Source organism: Bacteroidota bacterium, assembly GCA_016720935.1.
In the GTDB taxonomy this organism is placed as follows: Bacteria; Bacteroidota; Bacteroidia; order AKYH767-A; family 2013-40CM-41-45; genus JADKJP01.
This window is the reverse complement of the sequence record JADKJP010000006.1, coordinates 153,336-170,179: the sequence shown is the minus strand read 5'-3', so window position 1 is coordinate 170,179 and position 16,844 is coordinate 153,336. Positions and strand designations below refer to the sequence as shown.

Here is a 16,844-nt window from a genome sequence, read left to right as displayed (position 1 = left end):
GCAATATGCTTTTCTCGTTACGCAATTTTATTTGTTCTTTTTCACTACAGGTGTAATGAGAGGTGATTGAGCTGTTTTGGCAATGGCTTTCAGACTGTCTTTCTTCTGTTCGGCCGCGCGTTTCTCTAAATAAAATTTAGGTTGAACCACGCCTTCGAGCATTCGTTTTTCCAATTCAGGACGTGAAATGGTATCGCTGAGATATTTTTCAATCATCAAACTCGCGATAGGCGCGCCCCAGTCGGAACCCCAGCCTCCGTTTTCAACCATGATGCCGATGGCGATTTTCGGATTCTCACGCGGAGCGAAACCAACGAACAAACTGTGATCTTTCCCGTGCGGATTCTGAGCTGTTCCTGTTTTACCACAGATGGTGATGCCTTTGATTTTAGAGCCCGCGGCTGTTCCTGATTCCACCACACTTTGCATACCCTGGATCACAATCTCGTAATATTTCGGATCAATATCCGTATAATTTTTTTCCGTGAAGTGTTTGTCGGGCGTCCTTACCTCATCGATTTTCTTTACGATATGCGGAATGTAAAGTATCCTTTGTTGGCGATGATGCACATCGTGTTTGCCATCTGTAGTGGAGTAATTCCCAACTCTCCCTGACCGATCGAAAGCGAAACTACTGTTGATGAACGCCATCTTCCTTTGCCGAAATATTTATCATAGTACTGAACCGTAGGCACGTTTCCCTTCAACTCCTGCGGAAGATCCGAGAACAAACGTTTTCCGATCCCAAAAGTCAATACATGGTTTCTCCAGTTTTCATAGCCTTGTTCTGTTGAGCTGAATTTCTTCTGATCAACAATGCTTCTGAAAACATAACAGTGATAGGTGTTACAGGAATGAGCAATCGCTGATTCCAATGCCAGCGAACCATGCCGCGCGTCGCATTTGACAGTCTGGCTGCCCATGTGATATCCTCCATCACAATAATAACTGGTTGAAGCGTTGAGCACTCCTTCCTGTTCTCCGATGAGGTCATTGATGAGTTTGAATGTTGATCCGGGAGGATAATAGGCCATCAATGCGCGGTTGAAAAGAGGCTTTGTCGGCTCCTTCAACAACAAGGCATAATTTTTTGTACGGGCACGACCCACCAATAAATTCGGATCATAGGATGGGTTGCTGACACAGGCAAGAATTTCTCCCGTGGAAGGTTCTATCGCTACTACCGCTCCGACTTTATTCGCGAAAAGTCTTTCTCCGTATTCCTGAAGATCACGATCAAGGGAGAGCGTAAGATTTTTACCTGCTACAGAAGCCGTATCGTATTTACCGCCCATGTAACTTCCTTTCTCACGATTGAACACGTCGACCATTACCCTTCGGCTTCCACGTACTCCGCGCAGACTGGATTCATAGGATTGTTCTATTCCACTTTTACCGATGTAATCACCATCGCGGTAGTATGGATTTTTTCTGGTGATGCTGCTGTCGACCTCACCGATGTAACCAAACAAATGCGCCGCGATCGGCGTAGGATATTTTCGCAGGGTTCGTGGCTGAACGAAGAAACCCGGGAACTTGTAAAGTTTCTCCTGCAAGGTCGCATAGGTTTCAACCGATAATTGTTTTTCAAACAAAGATGGTTTTACCGGCGAATACGCCCGGGCTTTTTTGTATTTCTCGGTATAATCTTCAGGCGTGATACCGATGAGCTGACACAGTTCCAGCGAATCGGCCATGTGTTTTGCCTGCTTCGGGATGATCATGAGATCATATACAGGTTCATTGTATACAAGCAGTTTTCCTTTACGATCGTAGATGAGTCCGCGTGAAGGATATTCGATGACAAGACGCTGCACATTATTTTCCGCGGATGTTTTATAACTGTCGTCAATGACCTGGATATAGAACAGCCGCATCAGATAAATCAACCCGACGGAAAAAAAGATGAAATAAATTACTGTCTGTCTACCCGATGAGACGTTCATTTCGTTTTGAGGATCTTCCGAAGAGGTATTGTCCGAGCAGAATGATTACAACCGTAATTGCCGCGTTGAGTACGACCCTGAACAGTGTGATAAAAATTCACTGAACCGGAATACTTCTACATAAAAGTACACGAGATGATGCAATACGACCAAAATGGAAACATAAGTTATAAACCAGTTGAAACCCATGACCTGTGGGCTCAGACTGGTTTCCGCTTCGTATCCGTCGCGTGGAGCGATGAGACGTAAAATTCCCGGTCTGGCAAAGGCGACAAAAACGGAAGCCGCGGCATGCATTCCGCTTGTATTTCCGAACATATCAATTGTTAAACCGATGAATAATCCGAGCACGAGAAGCAACCACTTTGGTGTTTCGATGGGCAACATCAGAATGAACAGGATGTAGACATACGGATTGAAGTAGCCACTCCATTGGATATGGTTCAGCACCAGAACCTGGATAGCGACCAGGAACAAGAAACGAAATACATTTTTTAAAATTTTAATGATCATTCGGCTGATTTTCTTCCAGTTTCCTTTGTTCGTCCTTGTACAGGTTGCTTATAATATATACATAGGTGAGGTTTCCAAAACTGGTGGATAATTTCACTCTGATGTCCTGGAAATTATTTCCCGTATTCGGATCAACTTCGTCTACAGTTCCAATCATTACGCCTTCCGGAAAAATGGAAGAAAAGGAACTTGTAACTATGGTATCGCCCAGACTAATCTTTACATGTTTCGCGATATCTGTCAATATCCCATGTGTAGCATCCTGTCCTTCCCAGACCATGGAACCGATGTATCCGCTCTTTTTAAAACGGGCGCTGATCCTTGTGTCTTTGTGCAAGAAAGAGAGCACAGAGCAATAATGTTCAGAGACATCTTTCACAATCCCTACAATACCTTCAGCGGAAACAACACCCATCTCAGGTTTAATTCCCTGCATGGAACCTTTGTTCAATGTCAGGTAATTGTTTCTTCTGTTGATGGAATTATTCACCACTTTGGCTGTAAGAAATGTATACTGTTGTTTGTGGATCGTATCAACGACCAGTTGTTTGAGGGCACTGTCGATATAAAATACATCCGGAATGAGCGTACGCAGGGAAGCGTTTTGTCTTGACAAAGCATCATTGGCAGCACGGAGATTGATGTATTCCGTAACCGCGCTCACCATGGTATTTACTTCAGCGGCTACTTTGTTCGTTGAATTAATAAAACTCGCGCGCTGAAAATTATTATTCTGAACAATAAGATACCCGCTGAATGCCTCCAGGATCAGAAAAAATGAAGAAATTATATTTCCAGAGAAAGAGGAAGAGGTTACGCATCTATTCCGGGTATCGGGTTCTTGGTTCCGGGTTTCGGGTTCCGGGTTATCGTACTAATTTATCACAATGTCATTTGCTATTTTCCTTAAGCAAGGACTTTCCATTCAATCAAACAATAAGATCAATTGCTTACCCAACAACACGGAACTCAGAACTCTGAACCCGGAACACAATCAAGGTATGAGGAATTTAAACCGTCCAATATTCTTCAAAGCAATTCCGGTTCCGCGTACTACGGCGCGGAGAGGATCTTCGGCAACGTGAACAGGAAGCTTTGTTTTCATCGCGATGCGTTGGTCGAGTCCACGGAGCAGGGCTCCTCCACCTGTGAGATAGATTCCTGTGCGGTAAATATCCGCCGACAATTCCGGTGGTGTCATTTCAAGAGCTTTCAGAATCGCTTCTTCAACTTTTGAAATGGATTTATCGAGCGCATGAGCTATTTCAGAATAGCTCACGGTGATTTCTTTTGGAATACCGGTCATGAGGTCACGTCCGTGTACAGCAAAATCCGGCGGTGGATTTTCAAGTTCAGGCAATGCGGAGCCAACTTCTATTTTGATTCGTTCAGCGGAACGTTCACCGATGAGGATATTGTGCTGACGACGCATGTAATCCCAGATATCGTTGGTGAAGCCGTCACCGGCAACACGGATAGACTGATCGCAAACGATTCCACCGAGCGCGATCACCGCGATTTCACTGGTACCACCACCGATATCGATGATCATATTTCCCATCGGCTCTTCCACATCGATACCAATACCGATCGCGGCTGCCATTGGTTCGTGGATCAGGTATACCTCTTTGGCGCCGGCATGTTCCGCGGAATCCCGCACAGCACGCTTTTCCACTTCGGTGATACCGGAAGGAATACAAATAACCATTTTCAAAGACGGTGTAAACAAAGCGCCTTTGGGATTGATCATTTTTATCATTCCACGGATCATGTGCTCCGCGGCATCGAAGTCGGCAATTACTCCGTCTTTCAATGGCCGGATCGTCTTGATGTTTTCATGGGTTTTCCCATGCATCATCATTGCCTGTTTACCAACAGCGATGACTTTACCGGTCATCCGGTCGATCGCGACAATAGACGGTTCATCCACAACAACTTTATCGTTGTGAATAATCAGGGTATTTGCCGTACCGAGGTCAATGGCAATTTCCTGGGTTAAAAAATCGAACACTCCCATGAATCGTATTTAGGATAGTTGATGATAAATAAATATTCTTTCGGATTCGACGGATTCCGGCTTTCGCCTCGATCCGGGAATTTTAATGTTTGAAATGCCTCACTCCTGTCAGCACCATGGACATCCCATGTTGATCGCAATAATCGATGGACTCCTGATCTTTGATAGATCCGCCCGGTTGGATGACTGTTTTTATTCCCGCCTTATCAGCTATTTCCACACAATCCGGAAAGGGGAAAAATGCATCACTCGACATCACTGCGCCTTTCAGTTCAAATCCAAAATGACGCGCCTTTGCAATAGCTTGTTGCAAAGCATCCACTCGGGAAGTCTGACCTGTACCACTGGCCAACAGTTGTTTGTTTTTGGCAAGAACGATAGTATTGGATTTGGTATGCTTCACGATTTTGTTTGCAAACTCCAAATCAGATACTTCTACGGCAGTTGGGGCTATTTTAGTTACTGTTTTCATATCCTTTGCAGTCTCGCTAAGGATATCACGGTCTTGTTGTACAACACCGTTCAGTAAGGTACGAAACTGTTTAGCAGGAAGGGTCTTGCTTTTTTGAACCAAAAGAATGCGGTTTTTCTTTTGTTTAAGCACTTCCAGAGCCTCAGGAGTAAAGGAAGGCGCAATTAATACCTCAAAAAAGAGCTGATTCATCGCCTCAGCACTCGTTTTTTCTATTTCCCGGTTGGCAATAATTATTCCTCCAAAAGCTGAAACCGGGTCTCCGGAAAGAGCATCTGTCCAGGCTTCGGAAATAGTATTCCTGGAGGCAATTCCGCAGGCATTGTTGTGTTTCAGAATAGCAACTGTGGGTTCGGAAAATTCTGACATCAGGCTGACTGCGGCATCTATGTCCAGCAGATTGTTGTAAGACAATTCTTTACCATGAAGCTGCTCAAACATGTCTTCCAACTTTCCGTAAAACCTCGCCTGCTGATGCGGGTTTTCTCCATAACGCAGGGATCTTGATTCCAGTATACTTTGGCGGAAAATATTTACAGACTGATCGGCATTGAAATAGTTGAAAATCGCTGTATCGTAATGGGAGCTTACGGCGAAAGCCTGAAGAGCCATTTGTTTTCTGTCTTCCAGCGAAGTCTGACCTTCCTGTTTTTCAAGAATATTCAGTAAAAAAGAATATTGATCCACGGAAGGAATGATCAGGACGTCCTTGAAATTTTTTGCAGCAGCCCGGATTAGGGAGATTCCGCCGATATCGATCTTTTCTATGATGCTTTGTTCGTCAGAACCTGAAGCGACTGTCGATTCGAAAGGATAAAGATCAACAACCACAAGGTCGATCTCAGGTATCCGGTATTCCTCCATTTCAGTGATATCGGAAGAGTTTTCTCTCCGGCTCAGGATTCCACCAAAAATTTTGGGATGAAGGGTTTTTACACGCCCGCCCAGAATGGAAGGATAATCCGTTACGTTTTCTACTGCTACTACAGGCAATTTTAGTCCTTCGATAAAATCCTGCGTGCCACCAGTAGCATAGAGGGTCACTCCCAACTCATGCAGGCGGCGGACAATGGATTCAAGATGGTCTTTATGATAAACGGAGATCAGGGCGCTACTGATCTTTTTCAATGATTTCATCCCTAAAAATTCAACTGCAATTTTATGAAAATTTAAGTGGCGATTTGCGAAGCATGAAAATTAATTTCAGGAATAAATTTCTTCTGATAACCGAATTGAATAAAGGTAAATAACCTGTTGAAACATCAAGCTCCGTAGGGATTAGAAAGACCAATGAAAATTTCAAAACTTTTTTAAACACGGATTGTTTATATACTTGAAAGATGTGGAAAAAATTCCCCAAATTCTTTGACCGAATTTTATTGGATGGCGTGTGAATTGATGGTTAGTACATGAAGGGTCGGTGGAGCACCGGCCCTTCTGCTTAATAAGACTTGACCCGCCGTTTTCCTTTTCCAGCGTTAATTTACGTTAAACAAATTGCCAATTCGGTCAGAGTCTTACTTTTGTTGCAAGATATGACAACAAGATTCTGGCTTTTTCTTCGTTTGTTCCGTGAGAGTTTTTTATTCGCGTTTGAAGCGCTTCGGGTAAACAAACTTCGGACGATCCTTTCTTTACTTGGAATTACCATCGGAATTTTCGCAATCATTTCCGTTTTCACTGCGACTGATGCATTGGAAACAAAAATCAAATCAGATGTTGCTACACTTGGCAACAATGTGATTTATATCCAAAAATGGCCTTGGGTTCCTGAAAATGAAGGGGATGAATATCCCTGGTGGAAATACATCAACAGGCCACTTCCCGGAATTAAAGAGATGATTGAGATTCAGCGAAAAGCAGAGACCGCCGAAGCTCTTTCCTATGTGGCAACTCTTGGGAACCAGACCATAAAATTCGAAAGCAATTCCATTGAAAACGCCCTTGTACTCTGTGTTTCCCATCAGTATGACAAAATCAAAACTCTGGAATTAAAAGACGGTCGGTATTTCACCGAAAGTGAAAGCAACAGCGGTAAACCCATTGCATTGATTGGTGCTGATATCGAAGCAGGACTTTTTCCAAAAGGAGATGCTGTCGGAAAATCCATCACCATCCGGGGATTTAAAATCAATATAATCGGAGTCATCAACCGGGAAGGTAGCAGTATGGTTGGGAATTCTTCAGATAACCAGATTATTGTTCCCGTAAATTTTGCCAGGAACCTTGTCAATCTGCGAAGCGACAATGTTGACCCCTATTTCATGGTGAAAGCAAAAGAAGGTATCAGTACCATTGAGCTGAGAGATGACCTGCGCGGAAGTATGCGTTCGATCCGCAAATTGAAACCAAAAGAGGAAGATGATTTCGCGCTGAATGAAACCAGCCTGCTGACCAATGGTTTGAAAGAGCTTTTCAGCACCCTGAACATCGCGGCCTGGATCCTGGGTGGATTCTCCATTCTTGTCGGAGGTTTCGGTATCGCGAATATCATGTTTGTTTCCGTCAGGGAACGAACACCCATCATCGGCATCCAAAAATCACTCGGCTCCAAAAGCTATTTCATTTTGCTTCAGTTTTTAGTTGAATCAATCGTGCTTTGCATTTTTGGTGGAATATTTGGACTGATCCTTGTTTTTTTGATTTCAATGGTCGCCACATCAATTGCTGATTTCAATTTTGTCCTTACAACCGGCAATATTACCATGGGACTTTTAATCTCTGCCGTAATTGGAATTATCAGTGGATTTATTCCAGCTTTACAAGCCTCTCAAATGAACCCGGTTGACGCGATTCGCGCATCCTGAAACAGGAATCTTCTTAACTTTTTCCTGAACAAGCATTCATTTTCACGCAATTAGTTCATAATCAGTGCGTCTGATAACTAATTCACATTCATAACAATCATAACTTAAGCGTTGCGAATCAATATCTCTTTTCATTTTTTTTTAAGTTTGCCTGAATGCTTTATGACACCAAATTGAGGCGCGCATATGTTTGAACCTGGTAACTATATGAATACATTCTTCCGGAGTCTTTTCTTCATTTCCCTGATTATTTTTTCCGGATGTAGTTCGGATCGTCAGGGTGATGAGATCGGGGCTTTGAAAAATACAAGTTACCCTGAGGTTTATGAGGTGCGTAAAAATGAAATTTTTGTTTCACCGAATGTTCGTGGTCCTGAAGACAAATCGGTTTTTGCTCCCAGAGTGGCGACACCCTGGCAAAAATATTCCGGTGGATCCTCGAATCGCATGGCAATCCTCGTTACTGATACGACTGCCTCCTGGCTTGGAGTTGCTCATGGTTTAAAAAGCATAGGGATTCCATTCATTATCACCACAGATTATAAAAAAGCGCTGGAACACAAAGTGGTGATGGTGTATCCGATTATCTCAGGGGCAGCGCTTTCACCGGATGCTTTGCAGGCGCTGGCAGCATTTCCAAGAAATGGTGGTACTCTGATCGGTATACAGGTTCTGGGTGCATTGAATGAAGTGTTTGGCTTCGAAGAACCGATTCCATCCAAACAACATTTCGAAATTATCATCAAACCGGATTCCGGAAACGCGCTCACGAGCGAATTTACCGATCCAAAAGAAATGCAGATTTCTCTTGGCAACAAGGAGCGTTTCAAAGAAACAATCGGAACCTACAGCTATTCCAAGACACAGCTCCCTCCTATTGCCGTGTATGAAGATAAATCAACAGCCATCTCTCAACGCTTTTATGAATTCGGCAAAGCATATGCATTCGGTTTTGATATCGGTTTTCTTTTTATGAAAGGACACAATGGGAGACATGAGGATTTCAACAGATCTCCAATCAATGATTTTGAGCCGACGATTGATGTGATCCTTCGATTACTCAAAAACATTTACCTCAACAGCGACAGAGACGCGATGACTTTGTGTTCTGTTCCTTACAATAAGGAGCTTTCTGTTTGCATCACACACAACATCAATTTCAGAACAGCTTTGGAAGAATCTCTTGATTTTGCAAAAGAGGAAAAAAAGCTTGGGATACATTCCACTTACTTTATTCAAACAAAATACATCCGCGATCGCAATGCGTCCATCTTCAACAACAATGATGATTTCAAAAAACTGAGAGAATTGTTTGCCGCGGGAATGGATTTGCAAAGTAACTCTGTCTCCGGTTCTCCTTTGTTTGATCAGTTCGAACAGGGAACCGGTGAAGAAGTTTATCCCGACTATCGTCCATACGTGATGGCCTGGGACAAGACTTACAAAGGAAGCATCTTTGGTGAAATGCGTGTCAGCCGTTTCCTCATCGATCATTTTGTTCCGGTAAATAACAGCATGTGTTTCCGTTCAACACATCTGTATACTCCATTCACATATCCTCAAAGTCTGCTCGCAACAGGTTACCGTTTCAGCAGCTCTGTTTCCGCAAATGGTTCACTGACACATTTCCCCTTCCAGATGAATTACAACAGGGAGTATGATGCCGAACTGGACGCTTTTGAATTCCCGCTCACAGATGACGATGAAATTCCGCCGTATACTTTTGATCGTGCAGCTTCAGCGATTCGACTTGCGAAGAAAATTGCCCGTTATGGAGGATGTTATATCGGACAGGTTCATCCGAATTCAACCGGACTTAAAGTTGAAAAAGCTTTCATCTCAGCCATGGGCGACCGCGCATGGTATGGCACCATCCGTGATTTTGGTTTATGGTGGGCAGCACGTAATGAAGTGACCCTTGATATCAGCAAAGAAGGTGGCCGTCGTGTGGTAATCGTAAATGTTCCTAAGCGGATGGAAGGCCTCGCGATCATGCTGCCAATCCGTTCTACTCCTGTTGCAGTAGAAGGCGGAGGCAAATATTCTGTCGATGGCAAGCTGATTATTTTTGAACTTGCCGAAGGGCAAATCCGCATTACACTCGACAACTAATTTTTTCTCTAAAAAAATCAGACCAGAACGCCCAGAATTTTCTGGAGCATTTCATTGGCATGATCTACGGTGTCCATGTCTTTCATGGTGAGAGACAATTTCGACTTCTCTTCTTTTAAACGACAACGGTGAGCATTACCCTGCACAAATTTTAGTACAGAAGTAAATATTTCAGATTGATAAAAAGGCGAAGCCTGGTTGCTCACGAAGTATCCGATGAACCTCTTATTCTTCAAAACTATTTTTTCAAATCCCAGTTTTTCCGCAAGCCAACGCAATCGAATCGTATTCAACAATTCCCTAGCAGGCGCAGGCAAAGGCCCAAAACGGTCGCGTAGTTTATCTTCATACTCTTTTAATTGTTCTTCATTCTGTAGACTGTCGAGATCTTTATAAAGCACCAATCGTTCAGTGACATTGTTGACGTAGTCGGAAGGCAATAATATTTCAAGGTCAGTATCAATCTGACAATCGGTTACAAATTTCCTTTCCCTCACTTCCTCCTGATACAATTCGGAGAATTCTGTTTCCTTCAATTCCTGCAATGCTTCGTCGAGAATTTTGTGATACATCTCAAAACCAATTTCAGAAATGAATCCGCTTTGTTCTCCGCCAAGTAAATTCCCGGCTCCACGGATATCAAGGTCGCGCATGGCTACATGAAATCCGCTTCCAAGATCAGAAAACTCTTCAATGGCTCGCAATCTCTGTCGTGCTTCGTTAGTCAGAACAGTTGTTGGAGGAGCAAGTAAATAACAGAAGGCCTTTTTATTGGAACGTCCTACCCTTCCCCGCATCTGGTGCAAATCGCTCAATCCAAAATTCTGAGCCTGGTTGATAATAATTGTATTCGCATTCGCGATATCCAGTCCGGATTCAATGATGGTTGTTGCTACAAGCACATCATATTGTCCTGCTACAAAATCCATCAGGATCTCTTCCAGCTTATCACCGTCCATTTGTCCATGGCCAACAGCTACTTTTATTCCGGGCACCAATTTTTCAAGTAGCGCAGCCATATCGTGAATATCCTGAACACGGTTATGCACGAAAAACACTTGTCCTCCCCTGCTGATTTCATAATCAATCGCTTCACGAATAATTGTTTCATCGAAGGTGTGCAACTCGGTTGTAACAGGATATCTGTTTGGAGGAGGTGTAGTAATGATGCTAAGGTCCCGGGCTCCCATGAGAGAAAACTGCAAGGTCCTCGGAATCGGTGTCGCGGTGAGCGTGAGTGTATCAACATTGACCCGAATCGCTTTTAACTTCTCCTTGGCCGCGACACCAAACTTCTGTTCCTCATCAATGATCATCAAACCGAGGTCTTTAAATTTCACATCCTTGCCAAGCAAACGATGTGTTCCGATGATGATATCAATTTTACCCGAAGCAAGTTTTTCCAATGTTTCCTTTTGCTTCGCGGCGCTCTTAAAACGATTGATGTAATCAACTGTACACGGAAAATCCTTCAGCCGGTCTCTAAATGTATTGTAATGTTGCAAGGCAAGAATGGTAGTCGGCACCAATACCGCGGCTTGCTTTCCATCCGTCACTGCTTTGAAGGCAGCTCTGATCGCGACTTCCGTTTTACCAAAGCCTACATCCCCACAAACCAGACGATCCATGGGATATTCCTTTTCCATGTCCCGTTTTACATCACGAGTGGATTTTACCTGGTCGGGGGTATCTTCATAGATAAAACTAGCTTCCAGTTCATTTTGCAAATAAGTATCCGGTGAAAACGCGAATCCTCGTGTCGCTTTTCGTTTCGCGTACAAAGCGATCAGATCCTTCGCGATGTCTTTGACTCGTTTCTTGGTTTTCTGTTTTAAAGTGGACCACGCTGAAGATCCGAGTTTGTGCAGCGAAGGTACTGCTCCGTCTTTCCCGGAATATTTCGCGATACGATGCAGTGAATGAATGCTCACATACAAAATATCATTGTCTCTGTAAACCAGTCTGACAGCCTCCTGTGGCTTGCCATTCACATCAATCATCTCCAGACCTGCAAAGCGTCCGACACCATGATCAATGTGAGTTACATAATCACCGGGTTTCAATCCGGATAATTCCTTAATCGTTAAAGCTTCACTTCTGCTGTAATTTTTCTTTAAACGAAAACGATGATACCTGTCAAAGATCTGGTGATCCGTGTAACAGGCCAGTTTCATTTCATGGTCAACAAAGCCCTCGTGGAGGGACAAATGCAATGTTGTAAATTCGACTTTATTCTTAAGTTGATTCTTTTTTTCAAGGTCATCAAAGATGGCATACAATCTTTCGATTTGCCTGGGAGAATCCGCGAATAGAATATTTTTTATTCCCTGCTCCTGATTTTTCTGCAGGTTACCGATCAGTAATCCAAAATTTTTATTGAAAGATGGTTGTGGTGAAATGTGAAAAGAAAACGACTCACCTGAAGTATAATAAAACCTGCGCCCGAATTCTACAACAGGAAATTTCTCAAACCTGCTAAGCAATTCCGCCGGAGTATCGAATATCAAATTCAAATCATCCGGAGAATATGTTTTTGTCTCCCGGATATTTTCTTTTACTTTTTCAATCTGTTGTTCAATATAAGTCACAGCGGCATTCATGTCCTTGAACCAGACAACAGCGGAAGGCGGAATGAAATCAAAAAAAGAAGCGCGGCTATCCTCCACCAGCTTCTTTTGCACATTGGGCATGATGGTAATGTGGTTCATCGCCTGCACCGACAGCTGTGTTCCCGGATCAAAAGTGCGGATGCTCTCCACTTCATCCCCGTAAAATTCTATCCGATAAGGCAATTCAAACGCGAAAGAAAAAATATCGACAATACCTCCGCGAACAGAGAACTCTCCTGCCTGTGCAACGAAGTCGACATTTTCAAACTCATGATGAAGTAAAAATTCAGTGATGAACTCAACAGATATTTTCTCCCCAATACGCATCTCGATGGAATTCTTCTCGAGGTTGTGACGGGTCACTACTTTTTCGCAGATAGCGTCGGGATAGGTAACAACCAAAGTATTGGATCCACGGTTGAGACGCCCTAGTACTTCAGCGCGCATCAGGACATTTGCATTGTCCAGCTCTTCTATTTGAAAAGATTTCTTGTATGAAGAAGGAAAATATAGAGGCGGATTTTCATCGCGCAGATTTTCCAGGTTGTTCAGGAAATAAGCGGCTTCTTCCCGGTCGTTCAATACAATCACATGGGTCCGGGGCTCTCCTGCAGTAATAGCCGCGGCAATAAGAGCATCCGAAGAACCGGATAAGCCTTCCAGCCGGATCCGGTGCGCGAACGGCTCTAACAGTCTGGATTTAATAGAAATAACAATAGGCCGGGATGTATAAAATCCCAGCAATTCCTCTTTATTCATAAAATCAGGGCAAATACCCTTTTACAAAGGTCGGAAGATTTAAGGAAATTCAGGCAAACACTTTCGACGAAATGGAAAAATAATCCCTGACACTGAAAGCGGAATAAATCTCTTCTGAATAGGAAAAAACCACCTCGTTCCGTTTATTTGTAGATCAGGTGCCGACATGAACCATTTCAAAGTAATTCTTCTCCTACTCTTTCTGTTTGCTACGAAAGGTATAAATGCACAACCTTTTTTTGATGTGCTTTCCGTTTCAAATACCTATAGTTTTCCGGTAAAATCAGCAGAAAAAAATAAAAAGGAAATTCGCTCTTCCTATACGTGCGCTGATCTTTCGATCCCACTAAAACTCAAAGAAGATGTACTTGTTTTTAGTCCGGGGTACGAAAATTATTTTTTAAGTTTTCAGGATTCCACTCCTTCCGCATCTGTTCAGGGTTTCCGTTTGCCGGTAGCTTTCGTTCACAAATGGAAAAACAGTCTCTGGAAATCCACTTTTCTTGTGGTTGGAAGATCGAATGCAAACGTAAAAGATAATTGGAAAGAAGATTCGTACCAACTCGGTGCTGCGGCCATCATGGCTTATGAAAAGAAAAAAAACCTAATCTATAAATTTGGTCTCTATTATAACAGTGAGTTTTTCGGACCATTTTTTGTTCCTCTGCTGGGAATTGATTACAGACCTTCGGATCGCGTCAAAGTGTATGGTATACTTCCGGGAAGTATGAATATTGAATATAAATTTTCATCCATTCTTCGTGGTGGAGCTTTGTTCCGTTCCATCACCAGTAGCTATCGAGGCGGGCCTCATCAATTCCTCAAAAACAGCGACAATCAACTTCGATTATTCCTGGATTTTTACATCGCCAAAAACCATGTCATTTCACTGGAAGCAGGACATACTATTCTGCGCAGGATAAAACCAGGTCAGCGCATCAATGGCGATACCACTTATCCTGAATTTAAAACCACCGACGGTACACTTTTCAGAATTGCATATGCATTCCGTATCCGCCTGGATCAGGATGAACAAAAAAATTAATTCGATAAAATAGTATTGGAATATTTCTCTCTGAATATAAATAAAAGAGAGATCCTTACTGCGCCATCACCGGTGAGTACTTCATCATGAATTCTTCCGCCATGGTAACCATTTCGGCTGAACCGATAAACAAAGGAGTTCGCTGATGTAATGAAGTCGGTTGTAGATCAAGTATCCTGCGGAAACCATCCGATGCTTTACCACCGGCCTGTTCAATGATGAAGGCAAGCGGATTGCATTCGTACAAAATGCGAAGTTTTCCTTTGGGCGACTTTAACGTAGATGGATAAATGAAAATTCCGCCCTTTAAAAGATTCCGATGAAAATCAGCTACAAGTGATCCTATATATCTTGATGAATACGGACGATTGGTTTTGCTGTCTTCAACCTGCACAAACTTTATATATTGCTTGACTCCATCCGGAAAATGCACATAGTTTCCTTCGTTGATGCTGTAAATAACTCCATTCTTTGGACAAACCATGTCGGGATGTGAAAGACAAAACTCACCAATACTCGGATCAAGTGTAAAGCCATTCACACCTTTTCCGGTTGTGTAAACAAGCATAGTTGATGAACCATAAATGATATAGCCTGCGGCAACTTGTTCAGTTCCTCTTTGCAGGTAATCCTTGTCTTCTACTTTGCCACTGAATGAAGTACGACGATAAATAGAAAATATTGTTCCGATGGAAACATTCACATCGATGTTTGATGAACCATCAAGAGGATCCACGCACACCACATATTTTGCATTCTTAGAAACTTCCGAATCAATGTGAATCAATCCCTCATTTTCTTCAGATGCGACTGCACAGGTTTCTCCACCGGCACTTAGGGCCGCGATAAATTGTTCATTGGCGTACACATCCAGTTTCTTTACTTTTTCTCCCTGCACATTGACGGTACCGAATTCTCCAAGAATATCCACCAGTCCGGCTTTATTCACTTCCCGGTTCACAATTTTAGCGGCAATACCAATATCTCTCAGGAGGCGGGATAACTCGCCTTTTGCATAAGGGAAATCTGTCTGACGTTCAATAATAAACTGGCCGAGGGTGGTTACTTTGTTCATATTTTTCAGAAATGATTAGGGCAAAGCTAAGAATTGATCGGACATTTCCTGAATTTCAGTGACTAAAATCACTCAAAAATGTTGATTTTCAATTGCAGGAACCTATTATTTAAGCCGTTGAAATCAATTATCTTCGCCCACAGGGCATCTATTCAAAATTGCCCTGAAATGGAATGCAAAAAGCCCAAAAAGCAATTCCTCCGCAATTAAATTTCTGATCCAGAATATGAGTAAATCCACAACTTTTCCAAAAGAAAAAATAAAAATTCTGCTGCTTGAGGGTGTCCACCCTGCTTCTTTAAAACTATTCAAGGACCATGGCTATACCGATATTGAGACTATATCTGCTGCTCTGAGCGATGCTGATCTGAAGAAAAAAATCAGCCAGGTTCATCTGCTCGGGATCCGTTCAAAAACACAACTAACGAAAGAAATAATTGCTGCAGGCTCACGTTTACTGGGTATCGGTGCGTTTTGCATTGGCACTAACCAGATCGATATGAATTCCGCTATTGAAAATGGCATCGCTGTTTTCAATTCACCTTTTTCGAATACCCGCTCTGTCGCGGAGCTCGTTATCGCGCATTGCATCAATCTGATGCGCAGAGTGATTGAAAAAAATGATGCCGCTCATCGTGGAGAATGGCTGAAAGAAGCCAGCGGGAGTTTTGAAGTACGCGGAAAAACACTGGGCATCGTCGGCTATGGACATATTGGTTCACAGGTTTCCGTGCTGGCGGAAAATATGGGAATGAAAGTGATCTTTTATGATGTAGAACCAAAACTTTCTCTCGGTAACGCTAGTTCCGTAAAAACACTGGATGAATTATTGAAGCAGTCTGATATCGTTACGTTGCATGTTCCAGGACTGTCGACAACAAAAAATCTCATCAACGATCAGCGTCTCGCGAAGATGAAAAAAGGAGCCTGCCTTATCAATTACAGCCGCGGTGATGTTGTGGATATTCCGGCAGTGAAGAAATCAATTGATTCAGGAAAGCTCGGCGGTTTTGCCGTGGATGTATTCCCAAGCGAACCCAAGAGCAATAAGGACCCATTTGTTTCTCCGCTGCAGGGACTCAGCAATGTTATTCTTACCCCGCATATAGGTGGTTCCACAGCCGAAGCGCAGGAAAATATTGGCCTTGATGTGGCCGGAAAATTAATCAGCTTTTTAGAAACAGGATCCACTACCGGTTCTCTTTCTGTTCCGGCATTGAGTTTACCTGTGCAGTACGATGCACACCGCTTATTACACATTCACAAAAATGTACCCGGTGTACTCGGAGAAATCAATGGAAAATTATCTCATCTGAATGTGAACATTCTCGGTCAGTATCTCAAGACGAATAACCAAATTGGTTATGTTGTTCTGGATGTCGACAAAAAGACTTCCGCGAAAGCGATGGAGGAATTGAAAAAGGTGAAACACACTATCCGGGTGAGGGAATTGTATTGATTTAAAATTAATCATCAAATTTATTTAACA

At 42.9% G+C, this 16,844-nt stretch carries 10 protein-coding genes and 1 pseudogene; 4 read left to right on the top strand and 7 right to left on the bottom strand.

Features of this window, described 5'->3' with window-relative positions:
- Positions 1 to 27: 27 nt before the first annotated feature.
- From mrdA to purH, 5 genes and pseudogenes are all read right to left on the bottom strand, one after another.
- A pseudogene (mrdA, locus tag IPP86_09010) lies at positions 28 to 1,946 on the bottom strand (penicillin-binding protein 2).
- A 45-nt stretch (positions 1,947 to 1,991) separates the two neighbouring features.
- Complete coding sequence (mreD, locus tag IPP86_09005) at positions 1,992 to 2,459, bottom strand: rod shape-determining protein MreD (protein ID MBL0138654.1); 468 nt, start codon at positions 2,457 to 2,459, stop codon at positions 1,992 to 1,994.
- Positions 2,449 to 3,249, bottom strand: a complete 801-nt coding sequence (mreC, locus tag IPP86_09000; protein MBL0138653.1) for a rod shape-determining protein MreC — start codon at positions 3,247 to 3,249, stop codon at positions 2,449 to 2,451. The genes mreD and mreC overlap by 11 nt, the downstream gene beginning before the upstream one ends.
- A gap of 204 nt (positions 3,250 to 3,453) precedes the next feature.
- The gene (locus IPP86_08995) at positions 3,454 to 4,476 is read right to left on the bottom strand and encodes a rod shape-determining protein (GenBank protein ID MBL0138652.1); all 1,023 of its coding nucleotides are present in this window, start codon (positions 4,474 to 4,476) and stop codon (positions 3,454 to 3,456) included.
- An 82-nt stretch (positions 4,477 to 4,558) separates the two neighbouring features.
- Positions 4,559 to 6,085, bottom strand: coding sequence for a bifunctional phosphoribosylaminoimidazolecarboxamide formyltransferase/IMP cyclohydrolase (gene purH, locus IPP86_08990; GenBank protein MBL0138651.1), 1,527 nt, complete (start codon positions 6,083 to 6,085; stop codon positions 4,559 to 4,561).
- Positions 6,086 to 6,483: 398 nt separating this feature from the next.
- Between purH and IPP86_08985 the strand changes: the two genes are divergently transcribed.
- Together IPP86_08985 and IPP86_08980 are read left to right on the top strand one after the other, a co-directional pair.
- A complete protein-coding gene (locus IPP86_08985) occupies positions 6,484 to 7,755 on the top strand; it encodes an ABC transporter permease (GenBank protein MBL0138650.1) in 1,272 nt (423 codons plus the stop codon).
- A gap of 207 nt (positions 7,756 to 7,962) precedes the next feature.
- Entirely contained in the window at positions 7,963 to 9,867 is a 1,905-nt protein-coding gene (locus IPP86_08980; GenBank protein ID MBL0138649.1) for a hypothetical protein, read from the top strand.
- A 17-nt stretch (positions 9,868 to 9,884) separates the two neighbouring features.
- Here the strand turns inward: IPP86_08980 and mfd are convergent, their stop codons facing one another.
- Positions 9,885 to 13,235, bottom strand: coding sequence for a transcription-repair coupling factor (gene mfd / locus IPP86_08975; protein ID MBL0138648.1), 3,351 nt, complete (start codon positions 13,233 to 13,235; stop codon positions 9,885 to 9,887).
- 166 nt (positions 13,236 to 13,401) lie between these two features.
- Between mfd and IPP86_08970 the strand changes: the two genes are divergently transcribed.
- The gene (locus tag IPP86_08970) at positions 13,402 to 14,280 is read left to right on the top strand and encodes a hypothetical protein (GenBank protein MBL0138647.1); all 879 of its coding nucleotides are present in this window, start codon (positions 13,402 to 13,404) and stop codon (positions 14,278 to 14,280) included.
- A gap of 55 nt (positions 14,281 to 14,335) precedes the next feature.
- Here IPP86_08970 and fbp read toward each other — a convergent pair whose 3' ends face one another.
- Positions 14,336 to 15,355, bottom strand: a complete 1,020-nt coding sequence (fbp, locus tag IPP86_08965; GenBank protein MBL0138646.1) for a class 1 fructose-bisphosphatase — start codon at positions 15,353 to 15,355, stop codon at positions 14,336 to 14,338.
- Positions 15,356 to 15,581: 226 nt separating this feature from the next.
- Between fbp and serA the strand changes: the two genes are divergently transcribed.
- On the top strand, positions 15,582 to 16,814 hold the full coding sequence (gene serA / locus IPP86_08960; protein ID MBL0138645.1) for a phosphoglycerate dehydrogenase: 1,233 nt from the start codon (positions 15,582 to 15,584) through the stop codon (positions 16,812 to 16,814).
- The last annotated feature ends 30 nt before the right edge of the window (positions 16,815 to 16,844 follow it).

Excerpts from the sequence above, each read along its gene's own strand:
- serA (MBL0138645.1), top strand. The coding sequence starts at position 15,582 with ATGAGTAAATCCACAACTTTTCCAAAAGAAAAAATAAAAATTCTGCTG.
- mfd (MBL0138648.1), bottom strand. The coding sequence starts at position 13,235 with ATGAATAAAGAGGAATTGCTGGGATTTTATACATCCCGGCCTATTGTT.
- IPP86_08985 (MBL0138650.1), top strand. The coding sequence starts at position 6,484 with ATGACAACAAGATTCTGGCTTTTTCTTCGTTTGTTCCGTGAGAGTTTT.
- mreD (MBL0138654.1), bottom strand. The coding sequence starts at position 2,459 with ATGATCATTAAAATTTTAAAAAATGTATTTCGTTTCTTGTTCCTGGTC.
- IPP86_08995 (MBL0138652.1), bottom strand. The coding sequence starts at position 4,476 with ATGGGAGTGTTCGATTTTTTAACCCAGGAAATTGCCATTGACCTCGGT.
- IPP86_08980 (MBL0138649.1), top strand. The coding sequence starts at position 7,963 with ATGAATACATTCTTCCGGAGTCTTTTCTTCATTTCCCTGATTATTTTT.
- IPP86_08970 (MBL0138647.1), top strand. The coding sequence starts at position 13,402 with ATGAACCATTTCAAAGTAATTCTTCTCCTACTCTTTCTGTTTGCTACG.
- purH (MBL0138651.1), bottom strand. The coding sequence starts at position 6,085 with ATGAAATCATTGAAAAAGATCAGTAGCGCCCTGATCTCCGTTTATCAT.
- fbp (MBL0138646.1), bottom strand. The coding sequence starts at position 15,355 with ATGAACAAAGTAACCACCCTCGGCCAGTTTATTATTGAACGTCAGACA.